General features: G+C 64.0%; 12 protein-coding genes. All 12 read left to right on the top strand.

Annotation, left to right across the window (positions count from 1 at the left end; translation table 11 throughout):
- Positions 1 to 160: 160 nt before the first annotated feature.
- The 12 genes from leuS to V8324_RS14035 all read left to right on the top strand — a co-directional run bounded on the left by leuS (position 161) and on the right by V8324_RS14035 (position 13784).
- Positions 161 to 2722, top strand: a complete 2562-nt coding sequence (gene leuS, locus V8324_RS14090) for a leucine--tRNA ligase (protein WP_336420565.1) — start codon at positions 161 to 163, stop codon at positions 2720 to 2722.
- The gene (lptE, locus tag V8324_RS14085) at positions 2709 to 3197 is read left to right on the top strand and encodes an LPS assembly lipoprotein LptE (RefSeq protein WP_336420564.1); all 489 of its coding nucleotides are present in this window, start codon (positions 2709 to 2711) and stop codon (positions 3195 to 3197) included. The genes leuS and lptE overlap by 14 nt, the downstream gene beginning before the upstream one ends.
- Positions 3194 to 4222, top strand: a complete 1029-nt coding sequence (gene holA / locus V8324_RS14080) for a DNA polymerase III subunit delta (protein ID WP_336420563.1) — start codon at positions 3194 to 3196, stop codon at positions 4220 to 4222. Before lptE ends, holA begins: the two co-directional genes overlap by 4 nt.
- 176 nt (positions 4223 to 4398) lie before the next feature.
- Entirely contained in the window at positions 4399 to 5118 is a 720-nt protein-coding gene (locus V8324_RS14075; RefSeq protein ID WP_336420562.1) for a VPLPA-CTERM sorting domain-containing protein, read from the top strand.
- A gap of 124 nt (positions 5119 to 5242) precedes the next feature.
- Positions 5243 to 5839 carry a phage tail protein gene (locus V8324_RS14070; protein ID WP_336420561.1) on the top strand — a complete coding sequence of 199 codons (597 nt, stop codon included), beginning with the start codon at positions 5243 to 5245 and terminating at the stop codon, positions 5837 to 5839.
- A gap of 104 nt (positions 5840 to 5943) precedes the next feature.
- A complete protein-coding gene (chrA, locus tag V8324_RS14065; protein WP_336420560.1) occupies positions 5944 to 7191 on the top strand; it encodes a chromate efflux transporter in 1248 nt (415 codons plus the stop codon).
- Positions 7192 to 7269: 78 nt separating this feature from the next.
- The gene (locus tag V8324_RS14060) at positions 7270 to 7725 is read left to right on the top strand and encodes an SspB family protein (RefSeq protein ID WP_336420559.1); all 456 of its coding nucleotides are present in this window, start codon (positions 7270 to 7272) and stop codon (positions 7723 to 7725) included.
- A 112-nt stretch (positions 7726 to 7837) separates the two neighbouring features.
- Positions 7838 to 9229: a class II fumarate hydratase gene (fumC, locus tag V8324_RS14055; protein WP_336420558.1), complete on the top strand. Its 1392-nt coding sequence runs from the start codon at positions 7838 to 7840 to the stop codon at positions 9227 to 9229.
- On the top strand, positions 9226 to 9408 hold the full coding sequence (locus V8324_RS14050; protein ID WP_336420557.1) for a DUF4169 family protein: 183 nt from the start codon (positions 9226 to 9228) through the stop codon (positions 9406 to 9408). The genes fumC and V8324_RS14050 overlap by 4 nt, the downstream gene beginning before the upstream one ends.
- 64 nt (positions 9409 to 9472) lie before the next feature.
- Positions 9473 to 9700, top strand: a complete 228-nt coding sequence (locus V8324_RS14045; protein ID WP_336420556.1) for a ribbon-helix-helix domain-containing protein — start codon at positions 9473 to 9475, stop codon at positions 9698 to 9700.
- A 287-nt stretch (positions 9701 to 9987) separates the two neighbouring features.
- A complete protein-coding gene (locus V8324_RS14040; RefSeq protein WP_336420555.1) occupies positions 9988 to 11637 on the top strand; it encodes a BCCT family transporter in 1650 nt (549 codons plus the stop codon).
- Positions 11638 to 12077: 440 nt separating this feature from the next.
- Entirely contained in the window at positions 12078 to 13784 is a 1707-nt protein-coding gene (locus V8324_RS14035) for a BCCT family transporter (protein WP_336420554.1), read from the top strand.
- Positions 13785 to 14334: the final 550 nt, after the last annotated feature.

The following is a 14334-nucleotide window of genomic DNA, read 5'->3' as shown; positions in this document are numbered from 1 at the left end:
CCGCGCCGGTATCCCGCCTGGTGTGCCGCCCCTCGCGCGGCTTATAGTCGTCGACCGCGGTCGCGCAAAGCCCCGCAATTTTGCCCCGCCCTCTGGACCAGCCGGACCTGAGCGCCTATCACCCGATGCAACACGAGACAGAGCAAGAGGGGCCCGGCCCATGTCGCGCTATTCACCAGCCGATATCGAAGCGAAATGGCAAGAGGCATGGGCCCAAGCTGAAATATTCCGCGCTCGCCGCGACGAGAACCGGCCGAAATACTATGTGCTGGAGATGTTTCCCTACCCCTCGGGGCGCATCCACATGGGCCATGTGCGCAACTACACGATGGGCGACGTGGTGGCGCGCTACAAGCTGGCCAGCGGCCACAACGTGCTGCACCCGATGGGCTGGGACGCCTTCGGCATGCCCGCCGAGAACGCCGCGATGGCGTCCGGCGGCCACCCCAAGGACTGGACCTACGCCAATATCGAGACGATGCGCGAGCAGATGAAGCCCCTGGGCCTCTCGATCGACTGGTCGCGCGAGTTCGCCACCTGCGATCCTGAATATTACGGCCAGCAACAGGCGCTGTTTCTGGATTTCCTCGAAAAGGGCCTCGTCTACCGTAAGAACGCGGTGGTCAACTGGGATCCGGTGGACATGACCGTGCTGGCCAACGAGCAGGTCGAGGGCGGCCGCGGCTGGCGCTCGGGGGCCGAGGTCGAGCGGCGCGAACTGACACAATGGTTCTTTCGCATTTCCGACTATGCAGGGGAACTGCTCGACGCGCTGGACGGGCTGGACGACTGGCCGGCCAAGGTCCGAACAATGCAGCAGAACTGGATCGGCAAGTCGCGCGGTCTGCAATTCGCCTTCGGCCTCTCCGACGGGCCCGAGGGCCATGACCGGGTCGAGGTTTACACCACCCGGCCTGACACAATGCTGGGGGCGTCGTTCATCGGCCTGTCGCCCGATCATCCGCTGGCCAAGACGCTGGAGCGCGAGCGCGAGGATGTGGCAGCGTTCGTGGCCGAGGCGCGGCGCGGCGGCACCACCGAGGAGGCGCTGGAGAAGGCCGAAAAGATGGGCTTCGACACCGGGCTCAAGGCCCGCCACCCGTTCGACACCGCGTGGGAACTGCCCGTCTACATCGCCAATTTCATCCTGATGGAATACGGCACCGGCGCGATCTACGGCGTGCCCGCGCATGACCAGCGCGATATGGAGTTCGCCCGCAAATACGACCTGCCGATCAGCAGCGTCTTCGTGCCGGCCATGGGCGAGGAAGGCACCTTCATCATGCCCGAGGATGGCGGCCCCGCCTATGTCCCCCCCAAGCCCGAGACCGTGCGCTATGTGCGCGGCTTTGCCGGCGACGAGGCCCAGACCGGCGCGCAGGCCATCGAGGCCGCGATCGCGTTCTGCGAGGCCAATGGCGTGGGGCAGGGTGTGACGAAGTTCCGCCTGCGCGACTGGGGCCTGTCGCGGCAGCGCTACTGGGGCTGTCCGATTCCCGTGGTGCATTGCGATGCCTGCGGCGTTGTTCCGGAAAAGAAAGAGAACCTGCCCGTACGACTGCCCGACGATGTCAGCTTCGATCAGCCGGGCAACCCGCTCGACCGGCATCCGACGTGGCGCGATTGTGCTTGCCCGTCTTGCGGCCAGCCCGCCCGGCGCGAGACCGACACGATGGACACCTTCGTGGATTCGTCCTGGTATTACGCCCGCTTCACCGCGCCGCATGCCGAGACGCCCACGGATCTGGCCGAGGCGACATACTGGATGAACGTGGACCAGTATATTGGCGGCATCGAGCACGCGATCCTGCACCTGCTCTATTCGCGCTTCTTCGCCCGCGCGATGCATGTCTGCGGCCACCTGCCCGACAAGGCGATAGAGCCCTTCGACGCGCTCTTCACCCAAGGCATGGTTACCCACGAGATCTACCAGACGACCGATGCGAATGGCCGCCCCGTCTATCACCTGCCTGAAGAGGTGACCAACGGCGCACTCGCCGATGGCACGACAGTCGACGTCGTCCCCTCGGCCAAGATGTCGAAATCGAAGAAGAACGTCGTCGATCCCTCGACCATCATCGCGCAATACGGCGCCGATACTGCGCGGTGGTTCGTGCTGTCCGACAGCCCGCCCGAGCGCGATGTGGAATGGACCGCCTCGGGCGCCGAGGCCGCGCATCGCCACCTCGCCCGCGTCTGGCGCCTTGCCGCCACGATCGCCGAGGATGACACGACGCCGAACGACCACGACGAGGCGCTGCGGCGCGAGATGCACAAGACCATCGACGAGGTCACCAAGGGCGTCGACAGCTTCGGCTTCAACGCCGCGATCGCGCGGCTTTATGCCTTTACCGCCACACTCGCCAAATCGCAGGCGGGGCAGGGTGCCCGCGCCGAGGCCGGGCGTACAATGGCGCAGCTGATGTCACCGATGACCCCGCATCTGGCCGAGGATGTCTGGGCGATGCTGGGCGGTCAGGGCCTCGTCGCCATGGCGTCCTGGCCCGAGGTCGATCCCGAGATGCTGATCGACGACACCGTGACCCTGCCCATCCAGATCAACGGCAAGCGCCGAGGCGAACTTCAGGTCCCTGCCGAGATGGAAAAGGCCGAGGTCGAAACGCGCGCGCTGGCCCATGCCGCGGTGCAGAAGGCATTGGATGGCGGACAGCCCAAGAAGGTCATCGTCGTGCCGGGACGGATCGTGAATGTCGTCATCTGACCGCCGCCTTTTCCTGCTGACCGGCCTTGCCGTGCTGGCGGGCTGCGGGTTCTCGCCCGCCTATGGGCCGGGCGGTGGCGGTACCGCGCTGCGCGGGCAGGTCGAGATCGCGGAACCCGACAGCCGCGCGGGCTATATTCTGACCCGGGACCTGGAATCGCGGCTCGGCCGTACCGCGTCCGGCCGGTACGCGTTGACGCCCGAGATCTCGCTGGGCACCGAGGCGGTCGCGATCGACCGGCGAAACGTGGCGGGGCGGTTCAACATCCTCGGATCCGTGCGCTACACACTGACCGACCGGCAAACCGGCGAGACCGTGACCCGTGGCACGGTGGACGCGTTCTCCGCGTATTCGGCGCGCGGCACGCCGGTGGCGACACGCGCCGCGCGGCGCGACGCCGAGGCGCGGCTGATGACCATCCTCGCGGATCAGATGGTAACAAGGCTGCTGGCCACGGCGCCTGAACCGCGATGAAGCTGGCCCCGCGCGACGCCCCTCGGTATTTCGCGTGCCCCGAGCCTCAGCGCACCGGGCTTCTGATCTACGGGCCCGACGCCATGCGTGTCGCGCTCAAGCGGCAGGAGGTGATTGCGGCGCTGCTTGGGCCCGGGGCCGAGGAGGAGATGCGCCTGACCCGGATGGCGGCGGGCGATCTGCGCAAGGATCCCGCGCAGCTTCTCGATGCGGTCAAGGCGCGGGGGTTCTTCCCGGGCCCGCGCGCCGCCTTCGTCGAGGATGCCAACGATGCCGTGGCCGAGCCGATCCTCGCCGCCCTTGCCGAGTGGCAGGAGGGCGACGCGCAGATCATCGTCACCGCCGCCCAGCTCAAGCCCACCTCGAAGATCCGCAAGGCCTTCGAGAGCCACCGCAACGCCTATGCCGCCGCCATCTATGACGAGCCGCCAAGCCGCGACGAGATCGAGGCGACGCTTGCCCATGCCGGTCTGCGCAACGTGCCCGGCCCGGTGATGGGTGACCTGACGGCGCTGGCCCGCGATCTCGATCCCGGCGATTTCCGCCAGACGGTCGAGAAAGTGGCGCTTTACAAATGGAACGATGACTGCCCGCTTTCGTCCGAGGATATCGCCGCCTGCGCGCCCGCCTCGACCGAGGCCGATCTCGACGACGTGCTCAACATCGTGGCCGAGGGTCGCGCGGGCGAGGTCGGCCCGGTGCTGCGCCGGCTGAAGGCGCAGGGCGTGCAGCCGGTCGGTCTGTGCATCGGCGCGACCCGGCATTTCCGCGCGCTTTACACCGCGGCCTCGGATCCGGGCGGGCCGGGCCAGGGGATCGCCCGCCTGCGCCCGCCGGTTTTCGGGCCCCGCCGCGACCGCATGCTGCGCCAGGCGCAGGACTGGGGCGGCGAGCGCCTGCAACAGGCGCTGACGATCCTTACCGATACGGACCTTCACTTGCGCTCGGCGGCGCAACGCGCGCCGGAAATGGCGCTTGTCGAGCGGGCGCTGATCCGCCTTGCCATGCTGGCCAAGGCCCGCTGAGCCGGCGTCATTCTGATGATACCCTTAACGCGCGACCGAGCGATCGGGCCGGTCCTTCTGGTCGCGCGTTCTGCGGCTGCGCAACAAAATTATTACTAGTTTCCAAATAAGCAATAAAACTTGCCAAAAAATAAAATTGATGCAACATCGTTTCCATACTTGATGGAGACAGCTTGATGAAACCTTTTCTGATTTTCGGCCTCGCGTCGCTTTGCATAGTCTCGCAGCCGGTCCATGCGGCCACCCTGACATCGCTTCTTGCCGGCGACATTTTGACCGAAGGCGACGTTCAGTTTTCGAACTTCACCTTCGAGGATTTCGACGAGTTCAAATCCGGACCGTTCCCTAGGGATTTTATCCCCGATCCCGACGAGATCACAGTCACCACCTCTGCGACGTCCAGCACCACAACTTTGAAACTTGAGTTTGACCCGGATGTTCTTGTGTCTTCGGACGGTGCTATCTTTGCTTTCTTCATCGATTTCGATGTTGCCATCAGTGGCGGGTCGAGCCACACGCTGACCGGCCTGACGCTCGGTGCCGGCGATCTGTCCGCAACAGGTGATGCCTTTGCCGAAGTGCTCTTTTTCGATGCCGAAACCGGTGGCAATCTGGTCGCTGAAATTTTCGAGGACACAATATTCGGCAGCGAGATCGAGGGAAACGCATCCTTTGACCCATCCCTGTCCTCGCTATCCCTTTTCGGCACTATCGAGGGTGAAACCAATACAAGCGGCAGCACGGCCGGTCTGAGCACCTTCGCGCTGACCTTCGGCCTCGACGGCACGCCCCCGGTAACCCCGCCGGTCACGCCGATCCCGCTGCCGGCCAGCCTGCCGCTCATCCTCGCGGGGCTTGGCAGTCTCGTCTTCTTGCGACGGCGCCATAGCGTCTGATCCCCGAACGCCCCACTTTACCCGGAAACAGGTGCAGACCCGTCCAGGCATGATTTCTGGCCTTGTTCCAGTACCGCGATTTTTTTCTCGCTCGCTTCAATCACAGACCTTGCAGGAGTATCCCATGTTCAGAAAAACGACCCTGGCCGCCGCAGCGCTGGCCGTTGCGACGACACTGTCACTCGCCCCGCAAAACGCAAAGGCGCAGGAGGCCTTCATCGGCGAGATCCGCTTTTTCGGCGGTAACTTCGCGCCACGCGGATGGGCGTTCTGCAATGGCCAGATGCTGCCGATCAGCCAATACCAGGCGCTGTTTTCCTTGCTGGGCACGACGTATGGCGGTGACGGTCGGACCACGTTCGCGTTGCCGGATGCCCGCGGGCGGGCGATGATCCATGCCGGCCAAGGGCCGGGGCTGTCGCCGCGCCGCCTTGGCGAGAGGGCGGGCACCGAGACCAACACATTGACGGCCAACCAGATGCCGGCCCATTCTCATCCGCAAAAGGCCGCGACAGCGGATGCCGATGCGGCAAGCCCGCAAGGTACCTTGATGGGCGGCACCGGCCGCGACAGCATCTATAGCGGCGGCGGGGCGGATGCCACCATGTCCGTGGATGCCATCGGTAGTACCGGCGGCGGCCAGGCGGTGAACAACATGCCGCCCTACGTGACCACCAATTGCATTATCGCGCTGGAGGGGTACTACCCCTCGCGCAGCTAGGCGGACATGCGACGTGCAGGGCGGCGTTCGCGTGGCGCTGCAATGCAGGACCGCCGCCCCAATTTCCGCTTGTGCCGGAATGCGATTGCGATACGAGTGCGCACATGCAGCCGTCGCTATTCGTGCTTTTCCGGGTCTTCCTGCGCATCGGCCTTCTGTCCTTCGGCGGTCCGGCGGCACAGATTTCCCTGATGCATGCCGAGCTTGTGGAACGCCGCAGCTGGCTGACGGAGCAGCAATTCCTCGGAGCGCTATCTTTCTGCATGCTGTTGCCGGGCCCCGAGGCGATGCAACTGGCGACCTACGCGGGATGGCGGCTGCGCGGTGTGCCCGGCGGGTTGATCGCGGGCCTTCTCTTTGTGCTTCCCGGGGCGGCGGTGATCTTCGGACTTGGCATGGGCTATGCGCTCTATGGCGGGGTGCCGCTGGTCCAGTCGGTGTTCGTCGGGATCAAGACCGCTGTGGTGGTCATCGTGCTGCAGGCGCTTCTGACGCTGGCGCGGCGGGCGCTGAGCGACCGGGCCAGCTGGGTCCTGGCCGGTCTGGCCTTCGTCGCGATGTTTTTCCTTTCGGTGCCCTTCCCCTTGATCATCGCGTTTGCGGCGCTTTGGGGATACGTGCAGGCGCGCGGGCAGGCGGCGGATGCGTCTGCGCCCCCGGCAACCGTGCCGCTCGCCCGGACGGGGCTGACGATTGTGACATGGGGCACGCTCTGGGCCACGCCGGTGTTGACCGCATGGGCGCTCGGGGCCGCGTTCCTGACGGATCTCTCGCTTTTCTTCAGCAAACTGGCGGTGGTGACCTTCGGCGGCGCCTACGCGGTGCTGGCCTACATGACCGAGACGGTCGTGGCGACAAAAGGCTGGCTGACGACCGCGCAGATGATCGACGCGCTCGGGCTGGCGGAAACCACGCCAGGGCCGCTGATCCTTGTGACCGAGTTCGTGGGGCTGTTGGCGGGCTATGCCGAGGGCGGGCCGTGGCTGGCCGTGGCGGCGGCCGCGCTGACGCTGTGGGTCACCTTCGTGCCCTGTTTCCTGTGGGTCTTCACCGGTGCACCCTATATCGAGCGTATACTGGCGCGACCGCGTCTGAAAGGCGCGCTTGCGGGGATTTCCGCCGCGGTGGTCGGGGTCATCCTCAACCTGTCGGTGTGGTTCGCGCTGCACGTGCTTTTCGCGAAGGTAAGCCGAACGCCGCTCGGCCCGGTGCCGGACCTGTCGACGCTCGCCCCGCTCAATGTCGGCTTCGTCGGGATCGCGGCCGTGCTCGTGCTGAGGCTGCGCCTGTCCGTCGTGCCGGTTCTGGGCATCATGGCGGCACTGTCGGGCATCGTGCACATCGTGATGTGACGGAGCGCATAGCAGGCCTTTCGTTTTGCCCCGAATCCCCTATGCTGGCCGCATCCCCAAGCCAGAGGCCCCCTAAGCATGTCGCGTACGATTGAATACGGAAACCTGATGCACCGCGCCATGCGTGGTCTCATCCAGGAAGTGCTCTGCGACGTGCGCGACAACGGGCTTCCCGGCGCGCACCACTTCTTCATCACCTTCGACACCACCCATCCCGATGCCGCGCTCGCGGACTGGTTGCGCGATCGCTACCCGTCCGAGATGACGGTGGTCATGCAACATTGGTACGACGCGCTCGAGGTGACGGATGACGGCTTTTCGGTGACGCTCAATTTCGGGGACGCACCGGAGCGGCTTTACGTGCCCTACGATGCGATCAAGACCTTCGTCGACCCTTCTGTGGAATTCGGTCTGCGGTTCGAGACGCAGGACGTCGACGAAGAGGCCGAGATCGCAGAGGACACTGCCCAGACGGACGAGAACACGCAGGCCGGCGAGGCGGATATCGTCAGCCTCGACAGTTTTCGCAAATAGGCCCGGTGCGCGTCCCGGTGGCTTCGTGCAGGTTCCGCGGCATTGATATTCGCGCGCAGTCCGGTAATGACATGGGCGGTATGCAGGCCCCAAAAGTCAAGGAGACGCATCGATGACCGCCACTCGGAGCGAATCGGATAGTTTCGGCCCTCTCGACGTGCCGTCCGACAAATACTGGGGCGCGCAGACGCAACGCTCGATCATGAACTTCCCCATCGGCTGGGAAAGACAGCCCGCGGCGATCGTCCGCGCGCTCGGTGTCGTGAAGAAGGCCTGCGCCGAGGCCAACAAGGCCAGCGGCAAGCTTGATGCGCGCCGTGCCGACGCGATCATCCAGGCGGCTGACGAGGTGATCGACGGGCGGCTCGACGACAATTTCCCGCTGGTCGTGTGGCAGACCGGGTCGGGCACGCAATCCAACATGAACGCCAACGAGGTGATCGCCAACCGCGCCATCGAGATCCTCGGCGGCACCATCGGATCCAAGGACCCAGTGCATCCCAACGATCACTGCAACATGGGGCAATCCTCGAACGATACCTTCCCCACAGCGATGCATGTCGCCACCGCGATGAGCGTGCGCGACGTGCTGCTGCCGGGGCTGGAAAAGCTGGCCGAGGGGCTCGAGGCGAAGTCGGCGCAGTTCAAGGACATCATCAAGATCGGCCGTACCCATACGCAGGATGCCACGCCGCTGACGCTGGGGCAGGAATTCTCGGGCTATGCGCATCAGATCCGTCAGGGTATCGCGCGTGTCAACGCGGCGATGCCGGGGATCTACGAGCTGGCCCAGGGTGGAACCGCCGTGGGCACCGGGCTCAACACCGCGCCGGACTGGGGCGACCGGGTGGCGGCGAACATGGCCAAGATCACCGGCCTGCCCTTCGTCACGGCCCCCAACAAGTTCGAGGCGCTCGCCGCGCATGACGCGATGGTGTTCCTGTCGGGTGCTTTGGCAACCGTGGCGGGGTCGTGCTACAAGATCGCCAACGACATCCGCTTTCTCGGCTCGGGCCCGCGCTCAGGCCTGGGCGAGCTGATCCTGCCGGAAAACGAGCCCGGCTCGTCGATCATGCCGGGCAAGGTCAACCCCACCCAGGCCGAAGCGCTGACGCAAGTGGCAGCACACGTCATGGGCAACGATGCCGCGATCAAGTTCGCCGGCAGCCAGGGTCATTTCGAGCTGAACGTCTACAACCCGATGATGGCCTACAACCTGCTGCAATCCATCCAGCTTCTCGGCGACGCGACCGCCAGCTTCACCGAACGAATGCTGATGGGGATCGAGGCCAACGCACCGCGGATCGAGAAACTCATGCGCGAAAGCCTGATGCTGGTCACCGCGCTCGCGCCCACCATCGGCTACGACAACGCCACGAAGGTCGCCAAGACCGCGCACAAGAACGGCACGACCCTGCGCGAAGAGGCGATCGCGCTTGGCTTTGTCGATGCCGAGACCTTCGACCGGGTGGTGCGCCCCGAAGACATGATCGGCCCGAAATGAGCGACACGCCGGTCAATCTCAACCGGGTGCGCAAGGGCAGGGCGCGGGCCGCGAAGAAAGCCCGCGCGGACGAGAACGCCATAAAACACGGGCGCTCCAAGGCCCGCAAAGAAAAGGACGACGCCGAGCTTTCGAAGGCGCGCCACGTCCTCGACCAGCACCGGCTGCGCGAGGACTGATGCCGGTTTCTTCTGGCCCCAATCATCCCGGGGGTGGTGGCGGTGCCCTCAGCCCCGGCTGGCCATGAGTGCCCGCCCAGTCAAGCATTCCCTGACGCTGCGCGGCCACCGGACCAGCGTCTCGCTGGAGGCCGAATTCTGGAACGCCTTCCGCGAAATTGCCGCGCGGGAGGGCATAGCGCTCAACGAACTGGCGGCGCGGATCGATGCAGAGCGCGGCCTGGAGGCGGGGCTCGCCTCGGCCATCCGCGTGTTCGTCCTGCGCCACTATCGCGGCCGACCGCGCGGCTGAATGCCACCTGTTCCCGTGTCGCAAGGGCTTGAAATGCCGCTCATCCGCGGGTCATTTGTCGTTTTCTGCATCTGATATACCGCTGAATGGTTGCTTTTTCATCACTCGGCTTGTTACCGTTATGGTTCTATCGCGAACGGGATGCTGTGTCTGAATATTACACCGAAACGTCACAGTGCCGGTTTGAAAAGCGCGAAACGCCAGAACGTCCGCCCACTCACGGCCCGTGTCCAGGCACGCTCGGGTGATTGGAAATCGGACGCGGCACTGGGACAGGGAGGGCCTTCATGGCCGATGAAACAGCGAACCAGGGTATCCCCGAGCCTGAAGGGCATTCGGGTATCATCGACACCGATTACGTCGTCGGTCAGGACAACATTACCGCGAAGGTTGGGCCTTTTGGGCTCGATATTCATAACCCGGTTTTCATGATTTCGGGTCTCGTCGTCATCGCATTCGTCGCCTATGCCTTGATCGCGCCCGATCAGGCGGCCGCGTTTTTCGGATGGCTGCGCCCGGCATTGACCAGTTCCTTTGACTGGTTTTTCCTGCTTTCGGCGAACGTCTTTGTTCTTTTCAGCCTGTTCCTGATCGTCAGCCCGTGGGGCTCGGTTCGGCTGGGCGGGACCGAGGCGACACCGGATTACGGCTATCCGGGCTGGTTCGCGATGCTGTTCGCGGCCGGCATGGGCATCGGCCTGATGTTCTTCGGTGTGCTGGAACCGACATATTACTTCGGCACGCCCTGGGGCGATGAGCCGCTTGGCGTCGTCCGGCCGTTCGACGAGAACGGCGACCTAATTGCGGCCAACGTCGCCGAGGCCCGCCGCATGGCGTTGGCCGCGACGGCCTATCACTGGGCCCTGCACCCGTGGGCCATCTATGCCATCGTCGCGCTGGCACTGGCGCTTTTCTCTTACAACAAGGGGTTGCCGCTCTCGATCCGCTCGGCCTTCTACCCGATCCTCGGCGATCGCGTGTGGGGCTGGTGGGGGCATACGATCGACACGCTGGCCGTCTTCGCCACCCTGTTCGGTCTGGCAACGTCCCTGGGAATCGGTGCGCAACAGGCCAACGCGGGCCTCGAATATGTCTACGGCATTCCCAACACCACGACGGTGCAGGTCATACTGATCTGCGGCATCACCGCGATCGCGCTGATCTCGGTGCTTCGCGGGCTCGACGGGGGTGTCAAGGTCCTGTCCGAGCTGAACATGGTTCTGGCCCTCGCGTTGTTGCTGTTCGTGCTGTTCGCGGCGGGTGCGGTCGGCATCCTGACCGAGTTCGTGACCGGACTCGGGGCATATGTGCAGGAGGTCATCCCGCTCTCCAATCCGTTCGGCCGTGAGGATACCGGCTACATGCAGGGCTGGACGGCCTTCTACTGGGCTTGGTGGATCAGCTGGTCGCCGTTTGTCGGCATGTTCATCGCGCGTGTCAGCCGCGGCCGCACCGTGCGCGAGTTCATCACATGCGTTCTGGTGATCCCCAGCGTGGTCTGCGTCCTGTGGATGGCGGTGTTCGGCGGTGCGGCGATCACCGATGTCATCGCCAACCCGGAAACCTCTGCCGTCAAGGCGAACGTGATCGACGCCTATTCGCCGGAACTTTCGCTTTTCGCCATGCTCGACAGCCTGCCGCTTTCGGCGATCACCTCGACCCTGGGGATCGTCCTGGTGATCGTGTTCTTCGTGACCTCATCGGATTCGGGCAGCCTCGTGATCGACACGATCACCGCGGGGGGCAAGGTCGATGCGCCGGTGTCGCAGCGCGTGTTCTGGTGCACGTTCGAAGGCCTCGTCGCGATATCTCTGCTGATCGGTGGCGGCCTGACCGCCTTGCAGGCGATGGTCATCTCGACCGGGCTTCCGTTCACGCTGATCCTGCTCGTCATGTGCTATTGCATCCTGAAGGGCCTGATGTCCGAGAAACGCTGAACGCGGTTCCCACGAACACGGCTGCGATCAAAGCCCCCCGGTTGGAATGACCGGGGGGCTTTGCCCCTTGACAGGGACCTTCATGAACGCGGACTCGTCGAAACACGGGCTATCTCCGTCAATCGCGCGCAGTTTTTCCGCGGCGATGGTGTGCCGAACCTTGGGGCAAAGTGATGCGGGCAATCTGTGGTCGCCGCGGGTTTCGGTGTCGTTTTTCAGCGCCGATCAATCGCTGGCCGGTTGCTTTTTGATCACCGGGCTTGTTACGTTCCCAGAACGAATGGATCGGTGGCGTCTTGTCTGACACTTCCCTTGGGCAAGTCACGAAACCGGTTCGCCAGACAGTAAACGCCAGAGCACCATCTTTCGCGTCATCCTTGTCTTCTGCGGGGCTGTTTCCGGGGATCGGTGCTACGGTTATGTGGCAAGGGAGGGTCTGAATGGCCGATGAAACAACGATCCAAGGTATCCCCGCGCCGGAAGGGGCGTCGGATATCATCGAAACCGATTATCGGATCGGTCAGGACAATATTCAAAGAAAGATCGGGCCGTTCGGTCTCGATATCCACAACCCCGTCTTCATGATTTCCGGCCTCGCGGTCGTGCTGTTCGTGTTCTACGCGCTGGCGCTGCCCGAGCAGGCCGCGTCCGTATTCGAATCCACGAAGAATTTCGTGATCGAAACCTTCGACTGGTTCTTTCTCGGATCGGCAAATATCTTTGTCATCTTCTGCCTTCTGCTGATCGTCACGCCCTATGGGTCTGTGCGGCTCGGTGGCACGGATGCGACACCCGATTACGGCTATACCGGCTGGTTTGCCATGCTGTTTGCCGCGGGCATGGGGATCGGCCTGCTTTTCTTCGGCGTGTCCGAGCCGATGACGCATTTCGATACCGCCCTCGCAGGGACGTCGGCCGGCGAAGGCGGGGTACGGACTGACTGGGCACCTCTGGGCGCCGCAGGCGGTGACGAGGCCGCGGCGCAGCGCCTCGGCATGGCGGCGACGATCCTGCACTGGGGTCTGCACCCCTGGGCCGTCTATTCGGTCGTCGCCCTCGCCCTCGCGCTTTTCTCGTACAACAAGGGTCTGCCGCTGACCATGCGTTCGGCGTTCTATCCCATCCTAGGCGACCGTGTCTGGGGCTGGTGGGGTCATATCATCGATACGCTGGCGGTGTTTGCCACGCTGTTCGGTCTGGCCACGTCCCTTGGCTTCGGCGCGGAACAGGCGGCGGCAGGCCTGACGTTCCTCTACGGGTCTGGTGATGCCGCCGAGGGCACACGCTCGTTCCTCGGCATCACCTACGGTAATGCCGACGAGACCGGTGTCGAGAACGACCCGATGCTGCTTGTCCTGCTGATCACCGGGATCACGGCAATCGCGCTCGTATCGGTCGTGCGCGGGCTTGACGGCGGCGTCAAGCGGCTGTCGGAGATCAACATGGGTCTGGCGGCACTCCTGCTGGTCTTCGTGTTCTTCGTGGCCGGGCCAGTCTTCCTGATCTCGTTCTTCTTCGACAGCATCTATGCCTACGCCCAGAACGTTTTGGCCCTCAGTAATCCGGTGGGTCGAGAAGACGTCAATTACAGCCAGGGCTGGACCGCCTTCTACTGGGCGTGGTGGATTTCGTGGTCGCCCTTCGTCGGCATGTTCATCGCCCGCGTCAGCCGGGGCCGCACGGTGCGGGAATTCGTGATCTGCGTGCTGCTGATCCCGACCACCGTATGCATCCTTTGGATGAGCGTCTTTGGCGGCGCCGCCCTCAATCAGTTTGTGGCCGACGGGTACGAGGGGGCAAAGAACGCCGCGCTCGAGCTGAAGCTGTTCTACATGCTGTCGCAACTGCCACTCGCCACGATCACCTCGACGATCGGGATCATTCTGGTGATCGTGTTCTTCGTCACGTCGTCGGACTCCGGCAGCCTCGTGATCGACACGATCACCGCGGGCGGCAAGGTTGACGCGCCGGTGTCGCAGCGTGTGTTCTGGTGCATCTTCGAGGGCGCCGTGGCGATTGCGCTGCTGATCGGCGGCGGGCTGGCCTCGCTGCAGGCCGCAGTCATCTCGACGGGGCTGCCGTTCACGCTGGTCCTGTTGATCATGTGCTACGCGATCTGGAAGGGCCTCTCGAACGAGAAGCGCTGAGCACCGTCTCAGCCGCCGACACGACGTGAAGCCCCCGGGTGTTGCACTGACGCGTTTTGTGTGGTGGGAGGCTCGCCAAGTTATACAAGATCACCAAACCAAGGCCGCGCTCGCAAGGGGCGCGGCCTTACCTCGCAGATTTCTTCACAATGTCCGATCCGCCTGTGAACTTGCAGCAGCTTATGCCTTGCCACTGCCACTTGATCCCTTGAACCGTGCGCCGAGCTTGGTCCGCATGTAGAGCCGTGGGCGATGAAGCATGCGGTAGATGTCGGGCTGGACCTGCGTTCCATCCTTCCGCATCTTGAAAGCATCCATGCCATGACGCATGGCCGGCGTCATTCGAGGGCGAGCGCGCCGCGCCCGCGGCGAGAGTTCAAAGAACTCCTCGGTCCCCAGTATCCGAAACGCTTGCGGTGTCAGCTTCGTAGGTTCAATGAGGTCGTCGATCTCCTCTTAGAGCCTGATCGGAAATGAGTTGAGTGAATTCAGCAGGTTGTGGTTCTGTTCAGGTGTCGAAGCTGAACGGAGATCACGATGGCCTGGACCG

The sequence above is a fragment of the Roseovarius sp. D22-M7 genome, from assembly GCF_037083785.1.
Taxonomy (GTDB): Bacteria; Pseudomonadota; Alphaproteobacteria; order Rhodobacterales; family Rhodobacteraceae; genus Roseovarius.
Note: the sequence above shows the minus strand (reverse complement) of the source record. Positions and strands in the feature narration are given on the sequence as shown.